Annotated in this window: 9 protein-coding genes and 1 pseudogene; 2 read left to right on the top strand and 8 right to left on the bottom strand. The window is 59.8% G+C overall.

Features of this window, described 5'->3' with window-relative positions:
* Positions 1-277: 277 nt before the first annotated feature.
* A pseudogene (locus AAEY27_RS20170) lies at positions 278-409 on the top strand (type IV secretion protein Rhs); the annotation flags it as partial.
* Positions 410-578: 169 nt separating this feature from the next.
* The gene (locus tag AAEY27_RS20175; RefSeq protein ID WP_342322562.1) at positions 579-1,004 is read left to right on the top strand and encodes a putative T6SS immunity periplasmic lipoprotein; all 426 of its coding nucleotides are present in this window, start codon (positions 579-581) and stop codon (positions 1,002-1,004) included.
* Positions 1,005-1,121: 117 nt separating this feature from the next.
* Here the strand turns inward: AAEY27_RS20175 and AAEY27_RS20180 are convergent, their stop codons facing one another.
* The 8 genes from AAEY27_RS20180 to AAEY27_RS20215 are packed head-to-tail and all read right to left on the bottom strand — an operon-like array spanning position 1,122 to position 18,596.
* Complete coding sequence (locus tag AAEY27_RS20180; protein WP_342322563.1) at positions 1,122-2,477, bottom strand: ABC transporter ATP-binding protein; 1,356 nt, start codon at positions 2,475-2,477, stop codon at positions 1,122-1,124.
* The gene (locus tag AAEY27_RS20185; RefSeq protein ID WP_342322564.1) at positions 2,477-3,169 is read right to left on the bottom strand and encodes an energy-coupling factor transporter transmembrane component T; all 693 of its coding nucleotides are present in this window, start codon (positions 3,167-3,169) and stop codon (positions 2,477-2,479) included. Before AAEY27_RS20185 ends, AAEY27_RS20180 begins: the two co-directional genes overlap by 1 nt.
* The gene (locus tag AAEY27_RS20190) at positions 3,150-3,743 is read right to left on the bottom strand and encodes an MptD family putative ECF transporter S component (RefSeq protein ID WP_342322565.1); all 594 of its coding nucleotides are present in this window, start codon (positions 3,741-3,743) and stop codon (positions 3,150-3,152) included. Before AAEY27_RS20190 ends, AAEY27_RS20185 begins: the two co-directional genes overlap by 20 nt.
* 28 nt (positions 3,744-3,771) lie before the next feature.
* The gene (locus tag AAEY27_RS20195; protein WP_342322566.1) at positions 3,772-4,509 is read right to left on the bottom strand and encodes a thioesterase II family protein; all 738 of its coding nucleotides are present in this window, start codon (positions 4,507-4,509) and stop codon (positions 3,772-3,774) included.
* Positions 4,506-5,513 carry a Gfo/Idh/MocA family oxidoreductase gene (locus AAEY27_RS20200; protein WP_342322567.1) on the bottom strand — a complete coding sequence of 336 codons (1,008 nt, stop codon included), beginning with the start codon at positions 5,511-5,513 and terminating at the stop codon, positions 4,506-4,508. Before AAEY27_RS20200 ends, AAEY27_RS20195 begins: the two co-directional genes overlap by 4 nt.
* Positions 5,510-6,577, bottom strand: a complete 1,068-nt coding sequence (locus AAEY27_RS20205) for a hypothetical protein (RefSeq protein WP_342322568.1) — start codon at positions 6,575-6,577, stop codon at positions 5,510-5,512. The genes AAEY27_RS20200 and AAEY27_RS20205 overlap by 4 nt, the downstream gene beginning before the upstream one ends.
* The gene (locus AAEY27_RS20210; protein ID WP_342322569.1) at positions 6,574-11,856 is read right to left on the bottom strand and encodes an AMP-binding protein; all 5,283 of its coding nucleotides are present in this window, start codon (positions 11,854-11,856) and stop codon (positions 6,574-6,576) included. The genes AAEY27_RS20205 and AAEY27_RS20210 overlap by 4 nt, the downstream gene beginning before the upstream one ends.
* Entirely contained in the window at positions 11,853-18,596 is a 6,744-nt protein-coding gene (locus AAEY27_RS20215) for an amino acid adenylation domain-containing protein (protein WP_342322570.1), read from the bottom strand. Before AAEY27_RS20215 ends, AAEY27_RS20210 begins: the two co-directional genes overlap by 4 nt.
* Between the last annotated feature and the right edge of the window lie 50 nt (positions 18,597-18,646).

Below are 18,646 nucleotides of genomic sequence, written 5' to 3' on the forward strand. Positions count from 1 at the left end.
AGGATATCAACACTGCATGCGGACTTATTCGCAGTGGCGTTTTTCATTATTAATATGAATAAGATTGAAATATAAATTTTAGCCAGTGATGAATGCTGCTGGCTTGAGAATAACAACATCTCACTTCGGACTCCACACAACTTAAATTGGAAATACGACCAAGACAATCAGGAAATTAAATGAAAAATTGCTTTCAGAAAAAAACAATATCATTGAAATAAATAATTAAGTTAGAGCCTATTTTTTACATCAATAAATAGACAAGAAATAAGCTTCATTGTGCGTGAGTGATACTGAGGGAAGTTTAAGGCTCCTGAGCCCTGGAGAAATAGCGTTAGCAAGAACGGTTTTCGGAAGTTCCATAGCCTATCCACGCGTCTGGATTCATCATGCCAGTTACTTTCCATTTGATTAGAACAACAAGCACAGATCATCGCTGATTACTTTTTAATGCGTAAATTCGGGCTCAAACTTTGGTTGGGAAGAAGAGGTGAAGACCGTGAAGTTTCCTATGTGGGGCCAATAGACGATCAGCTTAATGCAAACTATCAAAACGTTCTTGAAGGGTTCCCATTCAAATGACCATGTTAAACAAATCGGTAATCTCATTAATCATCCTTCTGAGTGGTTGCACACTCGGAGACAACCTGGAACATCGATATACCAAAGAAACATCAGTCCCTGCTCACGTAAGAAATAGCGATGTCTGTCTTTCCTTACCCATACAAAGCAATGAGATTGTGGTGTCAGCAATTACTTACAATGTTGAAAAACCCTTAGAACAGGTCATTTTTCCCTCTGACAAGCAACCAAAATCCGGTCTTTTTTGCATTCTGCCTGGTGAATTTAAGTTTAAAACGGGCCAGGAGTATCTCACTCAGATTGAAGTAAATATAAAAGCTCAGGGTGAGGATAAAAAATCTACACGCAAAGCCTATGTCTCAACATTCCGGGTCGGAAAAAAAGGCGACAGTTTCGATATTATTCAAACGGTTCATAAATAAAAATAACACCCGCATTCACTCTGTGCGGGTGAGTTCATCATGCCGGTATTTTGTTTCTGAATGGAGCGGGATTTCGGGTCAGGGTTAAAATCGGTTCCTCGATCTCACATCCTTCGCTCACCCCCCCAATTCCACCCGCCAATCCCCGCACACCCCACTAAACTCCTCATCGTGTGTCACCAGAATCACCGCCGCACCTGTTCTCGCCAGTTGCCTTAGCCGCAGCGCCACCAGCATCATCCCAGCGTAATCCAGCCCAGATGTCGGTTCATCGAAGATAACCACCTCGCGCTGCGCCAGCAGTGCCAGCGCCACGGCAACGCGTTGCTGCTGCCCGCCGGAAAGCGCCATCGGGTGCTGATCCAGCAGATCATTCAGCGCCATATCTTCCACAACGCTCGCCTTTCTCTTAGCACAGATCGTATAAGCGCCCATCTGCAACTCTTGCCTAACACTGGCGGCGAAAAGCTGACGATGCACATCCTGCATCACCCAAAAACCGTAGCGCAAACGCTGGCGCTGCGGATAGGGTTTGCCATCAAGCGTGATCGCCTCGCGAGTCTTTTGCAGCCCCACCAGCTTTGCGGCCAGCGTACTTTTCCCTGCGCCATTAACACCCGAGAGCACCGTGACGCAGCCGCGCGGGAAGTACAAATTTCCATGAGACGAGTGCTGATAAACAATCCCGTCGCGCCCTGCTGGCGGCGCGGTCAGGCACGCGGTTTGCGGGGTTGTTAATGCCCGTAAACCTTGTTGAATACGCTGGAAATTATCGCGCTGCCAGAACTGGCGGGCGGGCACATCTTCAATAATGCGTCCCTGTTGCAGGCGCACAACGCGGTCAACCACCTCACGCAAAAACCACAGCCGGTGTTCGGCAATGATGATAGTTATGCCCGTGCCGCGCAGGCTCTGCAGGATCTGCGCCAGCGCGTCGATGCTCAGTAAATCAAGGTTGGAAGCCGGTTCATCCAGCAGCAGAAAGGTCGGTTGATCCATCAACGCGGCGCCAATCGCGATACGCTGCAACTCCCCGCCGGAAAGCGTAAACATATTGCGCGTCAGCAAATGGTCGATGCCCAATTCAGCAGCTATTTTACTGGCGCGTGCGAGGATCTCGCCCGGCGGTTGCCCGGCGTTCTCGCTGCCAAAGGCCAGTTCCGCCAGCGGATCGGCGCAAAAAAATTGTCGCCGTGGATTCTGGTAAACCGTGCCCACCTGCCGGCCCATCTCATGCAGCTTTGCCTGCGCAGGCGTGGTGGTGTTGACGCGAACCTCGCCCGCTATCGCGCCGGGAATCACATGCGGGATGATGCCGTTCAGCAGGCGCAACAGGGTGGATTTACCGCAGCCACACTCCCCGGTAAGCAGCACGCACTGCCCGCGCGGGATCGTCAGATTAATATTATCGAGCGCGGGGCGGCCACCGGCGGGAAAGGTCACCGACACCTGGTTGAGTTCAATGCCGCCCATCACACCCCTCCGCCGTAGAAAAACAGCGCGGCCAGGCCAATGCAGGCTATAGCTGGCAGCACATCCATCGCACCCAATCGCAGGGGAAAAATGGACGACGGCACGCCGGGACTGCCGAGCCCACGGCTGATGGCGGCGGCGGATAACGCCTCGCCTGAGCGCAGCAGCGCGCCGATGAGCGGCACCAGCATGCACTCCAGTGCACGCCAGGGGTGCAGCAGAACCCCGCCGTTGCCCGGTAAACCGCGCATCCGCATCGCGCCGCGAATCGCCTGTTGCTCCTCCCATAACACCGGGAAAAAACGCAGCATCACAGCGAGCGGAATGATCACCGCGCCCGGCACATGCAAACGGTGCAAACCGGCAATCAACTGGCTGGGCGTCGTCGCGCAAATAAAGTAATAACCCATAAAACCTGCGATGAGGTAAGGCCGGGCGTACATCAATGCCGCAATCCCTGGCTTCGCGCCGGAGGGCATAAACAGCGGCAATACCTGCATGGCACTGATACAGAACGCTAATATCGCAGCGGCAAACCAACGCCGTTGCAGCCCCAGCAACAGGCAAATTACCGCCGCGCACAGCAGTTGAAAAATACCGCCTTTCCCGGTCAGCACCAGCGTATTGATCACCAGCAATGCCAGCAGGTTGATACGCACATCAATGCCTCTCTTAACCGTTTTTCTGGACAAGCCCGGCCCTCACAAAATGCTTATTGAGCATACCCAGGCCAATCACCGCGCCCAACAATCCGCTGACAAAAATCACCGCGAAGGTCCAGCACAACACCGGGCCGGAATAAAATGCGCTAAAACTTTCGGCGTACTCCGGCCCCAGTTGCTGGGTTATCTGCGCTTCGATTTGCGGGCGCATAAACAGCAGCGGCAGCAACCCGCCAATATGCCAAAGGTTGAAAATACCGTAGCCCAGCGCCATCAACGCGCGGCGTTGGTGTTTCTTCGCCGCGCGACAGATAACGTCTGCAAGCCCGCCGGCCAACAGCGCCGAAACCAGCGTCAGCACATAATCCCCGGCCAGTACCATCACCGCCGCCAACACTAACGCCATCAGGCAGATCAGGCCTTTTTGTTCCACCCGCGCCAGGTAGAGCATAAAAGGGATGCCGACAACAATGCCGGAGAGCGATTTGGTTACCGGGATCAGGAAGGGTGAGAACACCGTCAGCATGTTCACCGCCATATCGATGACGATAATGATCACCGAAAAAATGCCGAGCACGATCAGCTCCTGGGGTCGAAAATTCATCGCAAAATCCTTTTGTTATGCGCTGTCTTCAATGGGGCAGCAGCTCTCGTAAATAGTGCGGCAAAGAGAGATCGGGCGCGGCCAGGTAGAAATGCCCGCCCAACAAGACTCTTGAGCGAAACACGCAGCGGCTCGCTTGCCGCCAACGCGCAACCGCAGCGGTATCGATCTCCCGATCGTCCTCGCCGTACACCACGGTGAGATCCGCCACCGTCCCCGGCTCGACGCGGTAAGTCTCCAGCAGCCAGTAATCATTGCGCACCGCCGGTAAAAACAGTTGGCACAGCTCGGGGTTCTCCCACAGGGCGCGGTTCGCCGGGTTCTGGCGGTTGATGTCAGCAATCAGCGCGGCGTCATCCTCCAGGTACAAATGGGTGTTGGGCGGGCAATCCGGCGGGTTCTGCCCGGAAACCACCGTCATCAGCGGGCGCTGAGGCGTCATCTGCTCCAGGCAGCGCGCGGTTTCCCAGGCGACCCAGGCACCCATCGAATGTCCGATGAGCAGCGCGGGCGCAGCGTTGTCGAGCAAGGAATCCAGCTCGCAGGCGCACGCTAATGCCAGCGCTTGCAATGTCGCGGGCGTTGCGTCACCTAAGCGAGCATCGCGCCCCGGATAGGTCACGCCCCAAAACTGGTAACGGGTTAACGCGCCCGCCCAGTGCGCATAGAACCGGGGGCTGCCCCCCGCATGGGGAAAAACCACCACGGCTGGCGCGGCGCGATGGGCCAGGCTGGCGCCCCTACTCAGTGGCACGATAGCGTTCATCGTTCCTCCTCCCTGTCGCTAAGCCCAAGGAAATTGCCGACCGCCATTGGCGCTGCCAGGCGGCATTGTTGCGGGTGCCCGGCACGCGCGCACATCGCCTGCCAGAGTTGCAAAACCGCAAGTTGCCGTTGCTGGCGCGCGCCGTCGCTAGACTCGGCGGCCATAAAGCGGTGTAGCGTCGCACGAATCGCCGAAGCCATATCGCGCTGTAAAGCCGTATGCGCAAGCGGGCTGGTCAGAATCGGCGGATCGTCCGTCTCGCCAGAAGGCGGCAGCCGCCGCTCCCAGATAACCGGGCCAAACGGCGAGTGCAGCGTCAGTTCGCCTTCATCGCTCAGTAAGGTGATGTGCATCAGCGGCTGGGCATTGTCATCGGGCGAAATGGCATCGAAGCGGTTCATCAACACGATATCGACCGCCACGTCGTGCCAGCGGCTGCCCATCAAGATTTTCTCGCCAGCCGCCATTGGCGTGGCCGAAATGGACGACGATGGCGCGCCGAGTACCTCGGATAACACCATCAGCGCGCAATGCAGCGTTTGTACCGACACGCGCATCTCCACCGAACGCAGCGGGCTGATCAGCGATAAGCGCCCGGCGGCACGAATAAAACGCCGCACGCTCGGCATCTGGTCATAAAACGGCGTGACGTCAAAACGCACGCCCTGCTGCTGCGCCGTTTTAAGCGTGTTCACCAGTTCATGTGGGTGCACCGGCAGCTCCTGCAATACCGGAACCCCGGCTTGCAACAGGCGACGGGCAATGTCATCCCCTTCCCCGCCAACAATCGCGGAGCGCACCGCCACCACCGCGCACGCCGGGCGCGCCTGCTCCAGCGCCTGTTGCAGGTCAGCAAAATAGTCACAGGCCAGCACTTTGGCTAACTGGCGTCCTCGCTCCCCGCCCCGGCCAATAATCGCCCTTAACCCCGCGCCGTGTAAGGCGCGGGCATAGTGTGCGCCAAACGTCGCGCCCACCACCCAAATCCCTTGTGAAAAGGTCATAACTCACCCTCCTCGCAGGCCTGGTGGTTTTGCCAGAGGATTTGCACCCCCGGCGGCGGCTGGTGCTGCCAGTGCGACCAGATCGCCAGCGACTGCGAACGCCGGGAAAACCAGTCCGCGCCGGTGCATTCAGCGCGGGCAGTGATCATCGTCCACGCCGCCACTTCCCCGGTAAGCCGGTAGCTGTCGGCGCAGGTCAGTTGCGTGCCCTGCCCCTCGGCTTGCACGCTCAGACAAAACCAGGGCGGCTTCTCGGCGAGCGCATCCGCGACCTGCTGGGCGGCAGAGTTGGGTATCTGCCCCGAGGCCATGATCTCATTGAGCAGATGGGTGATGGGCGCAGAGTCTGTGACGTTGAAACTGCGCAGCGCCTGCAACGACAAGTCGCTTGCCGCGCAGGCGGCTTCTTCATCGAGATAAGGATGCACGCACGCCGACGCGGGGAAACCCGCGGGGGTTGGCGGCACATCCGCTACCCGGCGCAGCGCGCCCTGTTGCACACACATGCCAGGGTAACCGGTACGGTTGTTCACTGCTTGCAGGTACTCCGCCAGCCCGGCGGGCGTGAGCGGTTGCAGGCCGCCGGTAAAGGTCTCCACGCGCAATAAGTCAGGGCGGATGAAGCGAGCCGCCAGCGCACGGATCGCCACACCGATTAACCCAGGCTGCACGCCCGCGCCAAACGTGCCCGACCAGCCCGCGTCCGCCAGCGGTTGATGCCAGCGCTGAACGGCTGCGGCATCGCCGCCGGGTTCAACAAAAACGCCAGGCGTGGCGCAGTGGGTTAACAGTTGCGTGAGCACCGGGTCGGTCAGCGCAAATGAAGGGCCAGCGCACTGAATGAAACGCCGGCAGGCAAAAACCGCCATCGGCCAGGGCATCGGCGCCAACACATCCAGCTCTACAAAGCGCAGGCGCTCACAGGGCAAATGGGCTAAGCGGCGCTGTAACACGTTGAGATCGCGCCCGATAGCCAGCACGCGCTCGCCGTGGTGCAATAATGCCTCGACACAGGCTGTGCCGACCGTTCCGCCCGCGCCGAAAACAGCAATCACGCCGTTCATGCCCATACCTCGCTCAGCAGAGCGGCGACAGACTCCGCGCCCGCCGCCTGCAAGCAATCAAAGTGGTTACCGGCAATATCGCGGATGGTCAGTTTTCCCAGGCAGTAGTGTTGCCAGAACTGCGTCATGTCGTCGCGCAGAGTGGGTAAAAACGGGATCTCGCCGCGCTGGCGCAGAAACGTTACGTCGCCGACATACCCCAGACGGGAAAACGCGCCGACGGCGCGCAGGCTGGCGACATACAACGCGCGCAGCGTCTGCAAGCTGGCAATATCTAACGGGCCATTGCTTGCCAGCAGCGCCAGCCGCTGCTGGCTGTCGGGCGGGGCATTTTTTATGATGGCGTCAATCCGTGGGAAATCAGCAGCCAGCCCGGCAATACAGCCCTGCGCAATACAGCCGTGATGGGTTTCCCGGGCGCGTTTTATCAGCGCGCCCAAATCCTGTTCCGGGAAATCCAGCCCGATATCGGCGGCCGATCGGTTAAGCAAGCGCGCCAGTGAGTAATCCAGCAGCAGATCGTCTTCGACGATAAACGGAATGCGGTAAGCGCTGGTCACGATAAGCTGTTTGACCTCAATGCCGGAGGCCATCAGCTTTTCCGCCATCACAGCGGCAATCAGCCCGCCCATGCAATAACCAAACAGATAAACCCGGCGAATCCCTTGCGCCCGCAGCGCTTGTACATAACGTTCCGCCAGCGTTTCAAACAGCATTTTGGCGGGCAGCGTCAGATAGTTGTCGCCGGGAGTCCTGCTGATGCCCAGCACCGTTGGGCGTTCGTTTTGCGTGGCGAGCGCCGTCACCAGCGCGCGGTAAGGCTCCAGCCCGCCAGAACCGTCATGCACCAGGCAAAGCGCCTCGCCCGCGCGGTGTTTAGCACAGGCCGGCAAAAGGACATGAACCGGTGAAACCTCATTCACCACGGCGGGCAACATCCGCCTGTGCTGCCAGGCTACGCGGGCGCAATTTTCCAGTGTCGGGTCGGCGACAATCTGGCGCAGCAGGTCATCCCAGGCGATGTTTTCCGCGCCGGGAATGGTGCGCCGCAGTTTGCCGACGCACTTCGCCAGCAGCAAGGAGTCGCCGCCGACATCAAAAAAACCGCAAGTTGGTGTGAGCGCATCGGCGTTATCCAGCCCCAATACCTCGGCCCACACATTTGCGACCGCACGCTGACACGCCGTCAGCGGTTCTGCGTTTTTGGGCGCAGCGGTTTGGGGAGCGGGGATTTGCCGCGCTAATGCCTGCCTGTCGACTTTGCCATTGGCGGTTAACGGTAGCGCATCCAGGATCAACAAGCGGTCGGGCACCATATACCCAGGTAAGTGTTGGCGCAGCAACGCCGTCAATTCATCCACGTCCAGCCGAGCGTGTTCCGCGGCGGAACAGGCCCAAATGACTGACTGATGGATCATCGCTATCGCACGTTCCGCCGGGTCGGCAGAATCCGCGTTATCGGGGAACATCACATAATGGCGAAACGGCGAGGCATCCAGCGCTCGTCGCCAGTTCTCACGGCAGTAAAACGCTTCACCGTTCACAGCACGTTCATCCGTAAAGCCCGTTAGCCCCTCTTTGAACTCCATGGTCATCATCAGCGGCGCATTGGGGCGCGTGGCGTCAATCACTGCCAAATCCCCGCCGGGTGCCAGTAAACCATGAAGCTGATTGAGCGCCTGCGGGATATGCCGCGCGTTATGCAACACATTGGCGCAGATGACCACATCCCAAGCGGCAAGCGGCACGCCTTGTTCGGTAAACGCGCGGTTGAGGTCAACAATGCGGGGGGTGATTTCCGGCCACTGAATAAGCGCGTCGTCGAGAAAAAAGCGGGAAACGTCGGTAAAAAGATACTCAAACTCCAGTTCCGGCATCTGCCGTAGCCGCTCAATTACCGGTGCGGTAGTGCCGCCGACGCCCGCGCCGATTTCGATAATGCGCAGCGGGCGTTGCGCGTCGATGGCACGCCGGGCGTGTGCTGAGATGCCCGCCACAATCAACTGGTTCAGATAGCGGTTAATGAAATTTTCGCCGTAGGACGCCCGTGCCACCGCCATGCTGCCTTGCGGGAAGAGTAACGCCAGCGGATCAACCTCGCCGCGCACCACGGCTTCCAGTTGTTGCAGGCACTGTTCGACATACGCCATTTGCGGGTCGCCATAGTCGATTTCCCGCGCGAGTTGGCGCGCCTGCTGCCAAAGGCGTTGCGCCGTTTCCAGGGACACCGTTTCACCGGCAAGCCGCGCGGGGCTGTCACTGAGCAGGCGATCCCAGCGCACCATCAGCGCAAGGTGCTCCGGCTTCACGCTGACCTTACGTTGGCGAATGTCCTGCATCGCCACCCGCGCGGCCAACTCCATGGTGTCGATGAGCTGCGTAAAACGCGCGGCATCCAGCGTCGATAAAATTTGCTGGTGCCGCTGTGTGATGGCCGCCATCGCACCGTTATCCATGGGCGCGGGGCCATCGCGCAGGCTGGCAGGCGTGATCGCGGCAACCAGTTGCTGGTTTGGCGTCATCAATACCGCCGCGTCATTCACTTCAGGGCGCGCGCGTAAGAGCGCGGCGATGTCGCCCGGTTCGATCCGGTGCCCGTGGCGCTTTATCTGATCGTCCTTGCGGCCTAAAAATTCAATTTCGCCATTGTCGAGATAACGCCCGACATCGCCGGTGAGAAACGCGGGCTGGCCGCTGTCCGCCAGCGTGATAAACGCCGACGCGTCAGCACCCAAATACCCCGCACTGACCGCCGGGCCGATGATCACGATCTCACCAATTTGCCCGCCAACCACCTCTTCGTGGTCGCTGTTGAGCACTTTCATGGCCTGCCCGGGAAGCGCGCGGCCATACGGAATTGAACAACGGTAGCGACGACCGGGTTCGGCTTCGTGAAAGTTGGACCAAATCGACGCTTCCGTCGCGCCGCCCAGCGCGATAAAGCGGCAATCCGGCAGCCATTCACGCAATTGTTCAGGTTGCGAGACCGGTATCCAGTCGCCGGAAACCAGCGCGGCTCGCAACGTGCAAGGCGAATGCTCTGCGTTTTCCAACAGCAGTTGCAACTGCGCGGGCACTGAGTTCCAGATTGTCACGCGATGCTGCGCGATATCCTGCGTCCAGGATTCCGGGTCTGCGCTGGTTCCGGCTTTGGGAATCACCAGCGCACCACCGGCATTGAGCACGCCAAAAACGTTGAAAATCGCCAGATCGAAAGACGGGCGCGACACCGCCAGCACCCGGTCATCCTCCTGCAACGCCAGCAGGGTTTGCAGCGCGGCCAATGTGGTCAGCGCCTGGCGATGCGTAATCGGCACCCCTTTCGGCGTGCCGGTCGAACCGGAGGTGAAAATAATATAGGCCACGTCATCCGCCGACATCGGGTACGTGTTGCAGGGCGGTTCACCCGCAAACTCAGGCGACGTGGGCGTCAGCCAAAACTGACGCTGGTTTGGGTTGCTGCGTTTGAGCGTCGTTAAGATGGCCTGCTGGCGCGCCTGTGGCCAACCGGGATCGACAGGCACAAACGCCGCGCCTGCCAGCAATGCGCCGATTTGCGCGGCGACCTGCTCAGCGCCGGGTTCAAAAACCACCAGCACGGCATCACCGGGCTGGCAGCCTTCCGCACACAGCCAATCGCGCCAGTGGCGGGCGCACTGAATGAGTTGCCCGCGCGTCAATGTGGTTTGACCGTGGATCAAGGCCACTTTTTGCGGTTCATCCACTGCCAGGCGACAGAATGCCGCGATCAGACTCGCTTCTGTGTCGATATCCATAGCAGGGATGGGCAGCGTTTTGCGCGGCAAAGGCGGCTGCAACCAGCATTCGGCATTTGCAGACAAAGCGTGAATCGCCGCGCAAAAATCGGCAAACGCGGCGTCCAGCACCGCTTCAGGATATCCGCCGACTCTGGCGTCCCAGACAATGGACATCCCGCCTTGCGCATCGGCAAGCTGGATATCCAGCAGCACCTGCGGCGTGCGGCTTAAACCTTGTTCAACGCAGTTTTGAAAAAGCGCGTTTTCATCGCTTCCGGCGCCCAGTGTGGAGGTCAACACAACCGGCGTGTCGTTGCGGTGCGTTAACATGCGCAGCACTTCCACGCCCGACACGTCGCGGTGATCCAGCCCGTCAAAAAGCTGCTGCTGAATGTCTGAAGCCGCGTCCACCACGTTTTTTTCACCGCGGCAGTCCAGCGCAATCAGCAATGTCGAGGTGAAATCACCGACGATGCGCATTACATCGTCCACCAGCGGGTGGCGGTCTAACACCGTCAGCGTAATGCGTGACTGCGGCTGATCGCCGTAACGACGGGCCAGCCTGCCCAGCACCGCCAGCGCCACCGATGTTGGCGTGACTGCATGTTGGCGGGCAAACGCCAGAAAGGCCTGCCAGGCGGGCTTTTCAAGCCGATGGCAGCGGCGGCAATAACGAACCTCGTCGGCTGAAACCGGCTGTGGATCGCCAAAATGCATCGCTGCCGGGAACGATTCCATTTTTTGCCGCCAAAACGCCTGCGCGCGCTGGTAAGCCTGCTGTCCGGCGGGAGTTTCACGCATACGCGCCAGGTGCAATACATAATCGCGAAACGACAGCGAAGGCGGCGCTAGCGCGAATTCGGGTTCGATCAGCGCACGGGCAAAATCCGCAAGAATGACGCCGATGCCGATAAAATCGGCGATCAGCAAATCAACCGACAGATGCAAAGTTGCCCGCTGGCCCGTGGTGACAATATGCGCCGCCAGCAGCGGCGGGGTGTGCGGCGCGTAATGGCGGTGTTTTAAGCGCGTGCGGATTTCGTCTTGCACGTGGGTAAAGGCGAGCGGCGTTTCGCAAACCGAAACATCAAGCGGCACAGCGACTCCAGCGTCGATTTGCTGCCAGCCCTCGGTGGAAAACCGCGCCTGCAACATGGCATGGCACGCCGCCATGCGCTGCCAGGCGTGTTGAAAATCCACCGCTGACCAGCGTTCGGGCGTTGAAATCTCCAGCTCGGCGTAGCCATGACAGCCGGTTTCCCCCGCTTCCCAGGCCGAGGTGCGCCCCAGCAAATACGCCGCCTGCACGTCGGTGAGCGGGAACGGTTCATGGCGTTGTTCAGGGTGATGCTGAACGCCATTTTGCTGGCGCAAAGCGGCCAGGATGGCCTCTTTTTGTTCGCTTACTTGCTGGCGCAAGGCGTCGGTAAACACCCCTTCCGGCGCGCGAAAACGCAGCTTTCCGCCGCTTTCCCACAGCACGATATTGCGCTGCTGTAACTCTTCAAGAAACGTACTCATAGCGTTCCCTCTTCATCATTCGACCGGCTTTCGATAAGCAGCGCCACCTGGGCGCAAAAATCACTCAGCCGGGGATACGCCAGCAACAGACGTAACGAGATGCGCGCGTCGATGGCCTCCTGTAGCGCACGGATGCAGCGCGTGGCCTGCAACGAATCGCCACCCGCCTGGAAGAAATTTTCCGGCACCAGGGGCGCGTCAGCGGGTAAATGTTGACGCCAGATCGGCGCAATCTGCGCAGGTAAACCAGTGAGTTCCACCTGCCCGACCCACTCCTCAAGACGACGAACCACACCCGCCGCAAGCGCGTTGACCCGATCGCTTGCGAGCAATTCGCGCACGTAATCCACGGTGATATGCAGCCCGCGCGCATCGTCATGCACCTGAAAATCCATCGTCACCTGCGGGGTTTGCGAGCGCGCGTAAGTCAACGTACCGAAGCCAAAATCATCGGAACGGGCGGCGCTGGCACCCAACCCTAACCCGCTGGTGAACACCACCGGGAACAGCCCCGCGATCGGTTCCCCCTGCTGGCGAACAATGTCGCGCGCCACGCGCAACGTGCTGACCTGCTCCGGCGTTTCGTGCAGGGTGAGGATTCCCAGATAGGCAACGCGCGCCAGCGCGGCGAGTTGCTGGCGGCGCGATGGCGCATCGGTTGCCCGCGGGCCAGGTTCAAAGGCCACCAGCCCAAGATGGGTAAAATCGCCGACCATCGTCGCAGCACCCGGCAAAGCCGGGTCGCGCTCAAAGGTCGTGACATTCAGGCTGAATGCCGTTTCCTCCGACCATTCTGCGATTTCAAGCGCGTAGGCCGCGAGCAGCACGGCAGCAGGCGTGATGCGCAATTGCGCGGCTCGCTGGCGAACCGCCTGCCACACGGGTTCGTCGACATCACAGGCGCTGCGGGCAAAGTGCGGTTGGCTGACCGTTTCCAGCGCGGTGAGATAAGGAAGGCGCGGCGCGGGCGGCATCGCGTTCACCGCTACGGTTTGCGCGGGTTCGCAACAGCGGTTGCGGTACTGCGCATAGGTCGTGGCAGAAAGCGGCGCAACGGGTTTGCCCTGGTACAGCGCGCCCAGTTCGCGCAGCACCAGAAACATGGATGTGCCATCAAGCATCAGGTTGTCCATGCCGATGCCGATCGTTTTCCCGTCGGGAGAAATCCGCACGCGCAGCGGGAAATCTTGCTCGGGATCAGGAGCTTCCGTTTCGGTGAGCAAACGCAGGTTATCGCTCACCGCCATCACCTCATCGACCTGTGCACTCACTCGCCCGGACGGCACGCCGTCTTGCCAGACGATGCGCGAGCGTAATGCGTCATGACGGGCAATGACCTGGCTGACGGCGTGTTGCCAGCGCACGGTGTCAATGCCCTCCGGCATAGAGAACTCAAAATAGCAGTGCGAGGCAACGCCACCGAGTAACTGCTCCGGGGCGCGCCCGGCCAGGTAGGCTTTTTGCAACGCGGTTAAGGGAAAGTTTTCGCTCTGCGCGACAGCGCTGGCGGGCGGCGCTGAATCCGCGCCCCGCTGCGCCACGACCCGCTCGACAAAGCTTGCGAAGGTGGAATGGTTAAACAAATCCGCCAGCCGCACCGAGGCATATCCCTGTTGGCGCAACGTGGTGACAATTTGAGTGGCACGCAGCGAATCGCCGCCCAGCGCGAAAAAGTCTGCCGAGTGCGGCAGCGGCGATGTTAACGCCAGCACGTTTTCCCAGCAGCGGGCAATATCGGCCTGCGCGCGGGCGCGTTCGGCGTCCGACACCGGCGAAGGCGGCGCGGCCACCGGCAAATCGGCGTTGAGCCAGGCTTTGATCCACACCAGGTTCGCCGCCAAAGGATGCATGTGGTCGAGCGTCGCGCCCTGCTGTTGCAGGCGTTGCGCCCAGGCGGACGCCGATAACAGCGGCGACTGGCCGCCATCGACTAAGGTGGGATCGAGTATCGCGGAGACCAGCGAGGCGGCATCCGGCTCGGTCACTTCCAGCACATACAGGCGCACCGGTTTCGCCGCGCGAATTGTCCCTAAGTGAGCGAGCAATTCATCATCGCGGTGTAACGACGCCGGGGCGATAACCACATCTGGCGCGACGCGCGCAATGGGCGATGCATCGCGCTGCGCCAGCGCATTCAGTACGTCGTTACGTTCGTACTCATCAATAATCAGTGCCAATGCGTTGGCAGCCGCCGCCTGCGCTAATGCCTGGCTGAATACACCGCTGCCGGCTCCCAAAATCAGTACCCGTAGAGCAGGTTCCTGACGGGAAAAGTCCGCGCGAAGCTCGGCGACCAGGTTTTCGAAAAACGGGATTTGTTGCAATGAAGCCAGTAGCAAACGCTCCGGGGCAAGCTGCGGATGGCGCAGCAGATCGCTGCGCGGGCGTTCGCCATTCACACACGCGGCGAGAAACTTTCCTGGTTCCTGCCATGCAGAGTCGTCCTCGGCGACCGTCCACGTTTTCCAGGCGTCGATGACCGGCGCCAGAACCTCAGGCACATTGCCGACAAACGTCAGCGCGGCGGCTATCGCCCGCTCGGCTATTTGATCACTCGCCGCCAGTTGCGCCACGAACCGGGCATGCGCGGCTTTCAATAGCGCCTCATCCAGGCACCCGGCAGCGTAATCCCAGCGAATTTCTAGCCCTTCGCCATCAGGTTGCACCTGGCAGTCGATCAGTACACCTGGCGTGCGGGTGTGCGTCCATTCAATGCCCGTTTCCCATTGGTACAACGCCTCGACTTCCGGCATGCCAGCCATGCTGGTAAAGACAAAGGGATACGCCGCCCGCCCCTGCGCGGCGATATAGCGATCGTCCGGCGTGTGCCCTGCAACGGCATCCGCCAGCGCATGGGCGGTGTCCGCAGGCGTATCGCCTTTTGCACAGCAGCACAGGCGCAACTGGGTAAATTGCCCTAACGCCTGCGAAGCGTGCGCCGGACGCCAGCAAACCGGCACCACAATCACCATTTGCGGGCTATCGCTTAGGGCGATCATCGCTTCGCTATAGGCATGCAAAACCAATGCTGAGAGCGTCACGCGAGCCGTTTGCGCGCGCGCTTCAAGCTGGCGGCGCGATGCGCTATCAAGGTGATACGTGAGCGACCGCGTCCGGCTGTTGGTCGGCATCACTTTTACGCAGGACAGACGCGGTGGCTGCCAGTCCTCTGGCTGCCATTTCGCCAGCAGCGGTTGCGCCGTCGACTGCGCGTTGACATAACGCACAAACGGCGCGATATGGCGCTCCAGTGGGAAGCAGGAACGCGCGTTTGTCACCCGTTCAACCAGCGCCAGCGTGATGCGAATCAGGCTCAGCGCGTCCAGCCCTAAGTAATTGAACATTAAGCCAATGCGTGTCGGCTGCCCGGCCACGGTGACCAGCATCAACGCCGGTTGCTGCCGGGCATCCAGCGGCGTTTGCGCGAGGAAATCTTCCAGCGATTGCGTTTCAGGCAGCGTGATGACCGGCGCGGGTTTGGCGTTCATCACCAGTTGCTGCGTTTCCGTGCGCACCAGCCGCAGTGCGGCGGTTTCACGGATTAGCGCATCAAGCGCCTGCTGCCAGTGCGCCAGCGGATTCGCCTCGGGGCTACGAATAATCACCGAGAAAACCGTGTCACAGCGGCTGACGCCCGCAATGCCGTCCGCGCCCAGCGCATACGCGCGTTGCAGTGAGGTCAGCGGGAAAGGCTGGCCTGGCTGTTCCTCGTCGAGAAGCGTTTCGCAAGGCGGCAACGCCCCTCGCTGGCAACGGCGGGCAAACATCTCTAAGGTGTTGGCGGCAAACAATTCGCCCACCGCAACCTGCACGCCCTGCGTCTGCAATAAGGCGCATACGCGCGTGGCCGCCAGGCTGTCGCCACCGAGCGCGAAGAAGTTATCGGCAACGCTGACCGAATCCCGTTGCAGCACCTGGCACCAGCAGTGCTGACAGGCGGTAAACAGCGGCGACGGCACGTTGTTCGCGGTGGGCTGGCGCGCGGGTTCGTCGCTTTCCAGTTCGCTCACGGCCCACGCACGATCGATTTTGCCATTGCGATTGAGCACAAGCTGGCTGCGCAGCAGGAAACGCGCCGGGATCATGTAGTGCGGTAACTGGCGGGCTAACTGCTGCTGGAGCTGCTCGGGGGTCAGTTCACAGTGCCCGCACACCACCGCGCCCAGCGCACGGCGCTGGCAAATCGGCACCACCACCGCGTTTTCAATACCTGGAAGGTTTTTCAGGGTTTGTTCGACTTCGCCGCATTCCACGCGATGCCCCTGAATTTTGACCTGTGTATCCCGCCGCCCGACAAAAAAGAGCAACCCTTCGCGCCAGTAACCCAGATCGCCGGTGCGATACCAGCGGCAATCATCAACAACAAACGCATCGGCGGTGCGCTGCGCATCGCCCAGGTAGCCCTGCGCTAAGCCTTCGCCACCGATCCACAACTCACCCGTGACGCCATCGGGACAATCGACAAATTGCCCGCTTTCGTCTTCACGCACCACGCGATACTGCTGGCCGCTGAGCGGCAAACCGTAGGGGATGGAAGGCCAGTGCGGCTGAATATCTTCTGGCGCGTTGAGCACAAACACATTAGACCAGATGGCGGTTTCGGTACTGCCGCCCATCGCCACCAACGTGGATTGCGGTGAACAGGTTTTCAAGCGGGCAAACAGCGCAGGGGCGATCCAGTCGCCGGAGCACAGCCAGGCGCGAATGGAGGGTAAATCATCCTGCGCGGCAGCCAGCATTTCGGCCAATGCGGGAACGGAATTCCATAACGTGACCTGATGGGATTTGACCAGGCTTGCCCAGCGAAACGCATCGCGCCGCTCATTTTCATTGATGGTAACAATGCAACCGCCACGGCTGAGCGGCCCGAAAATGTCGTACACGCTGAGGTCGAAATCCAATGAGGAGACCGCCAGCAGTACATCGTTTGACGTGACGTTATGGCGGGTGTTCACATCAACAATGGTGTTGTTCGCCGCGCGATGGCTCATCGCCACCCCTTTTGGCTCGCCCGTTGAACCCGAGGTAAAAATCACATACGCCAGCGCGTCCGGGTTTTCCTCGCCGATGCGCAGCGTGCTTAACGGCGTTTGCCGCGCCAGATCGGCAAAATCACTGGCGGTCAGCAAATAGCGCATCGCCGAACGTTTGCGGATTTTCGCCAGCCGATCGGCGGGCATATCTAAACCCACCGGAAGATACGCGCAGCCGGCATACAGCGTGGCTAACACGGCGACGATTTGCGACGGCCCTTTCGGCAAGCGGATACCGACAATATTGCCAGGTTCGGTGTGTTCAACCAGATGTGCCGCCAGGCGCAGCGCCAGTTGATCCAACTCGCTGTAACGCCATTGCTGCGCCATGTGTCTCGCCAGCGGATCGATATGTTCAGGAGATAAATTTTCATCGGCAGGAAACCCCACCAGCGCAATTGCCTGCGGCTGCGTTTTTACCTGCTGGCGAAACGCGCTAAACAGCATGGCCGGCGGGCTGGCAGCAGGCGTGGCATTCACCTCGCGGCGCCATGTGCGGGTGGCTTCTGGCAGCGCGCGTTCCACATTACGCCCGGCGATCACGTCATCGAGCGATTCGGTAAGCAATTCGAAAACGGCACGTTCCACATCCTGCGCAATCGCCGCGCGGCGAACGTCAAATGCTACCTCAATGTGTTGCTCATCAAGCTGGAACACCTGGCAGTCGATCACCGCTTGCGGCGTTTGCCCCCACATTCCCGGTTGCCCGAACGTTTCTAATGCTCGCGACGTAAACACCGGCTGCTGTGCGGCATAGGTGAAAATGTAGGGAGAAATTCCGGGATGCGGGTGATCGGCATCCGCCAGCGCGCCGCGTAACTCGCTTTCGCTTTCAAGCCCGCGCAGTAAGCGGTAGCGCAGATCGTCTTGCGTGTCGCGCACTAACGCTTCCAGCGACGCCGCGTTTCTGGCGCGATGCACAAAGGTGACCGTACGTTCTGCCAGCAGCATTTCAGTGCCGGTTATCGAGGCGTTGGTCACCGTGACAATAAAATCGGGCGCTGCGCTGCACAGCCGTAAAGCGCGGCTAAACAGCGCCAAAACCAGTGCCGCCGGCGCGACACCCACCCGCGCCGCGCCTTTGCGAAGTTTTGCCCATTGTTCGGCGCTATAAAGCCGAGATCGTCTTTCGAACAGCGGATCAACAACGGGTTTGAAGGTGGTAAATGGCAGGTCGGGCGGCGGGGGAAGGGTTTCCATGCGCCCTTGCGCGAGCTTCGCCAGTTTGCTCTGGTTTTGCTGCTGTTTGCGCGCGATGCGTGCGTGATTGGCAGTAAGTTGCTGATGAAGGTGTTCGGCAGAAAGGAGAAGCGGTGACAGCGCTTCGCCGTGATAGCTTTGTGCAAGATGCTCCATTAACGCGCGAAGCCCGGGTAAATCCACCACCGCCAGCGAAATGGCGATATGCAGCGTCGTTCCCCCTTCGTGCCACTGCGTTAACGCCACCTCCCACAACCGACCCGCGCTTAAATCGACGGCCTGCGAAAACATCTGTTCTCTCACCGTGGATTCATGTTCTGCGGCGTGGGCGCGATGCCGTTGGTAGACCGTGAGTTCCGGTACGCTCACCTCGCGTTGTACCAGGTGCTCGGCATCTTCAAAAAACGCGCGCAATGCCGGGAAACACGCGACCTGCTCCAATGCCCGCCGCAGTTTCTGCTCATCAATCGTTTTACCGCTAAACGTCAGATAGGCGACGCACTCCACGCCGCCTAGCGGTAAATCTGGCTGCCGTCCAACAAAATAGGCGCGTTGGA

This window comes from Kosakonia sp. BYX6, assembly GCF_038449125.1.
Lineage (GTDB): Bacteria > Pseudomonadota > Gammaproteobacteria > Enterobacterales > Enterobacteriaceae > Kosakonia > Kosakonia calanthes.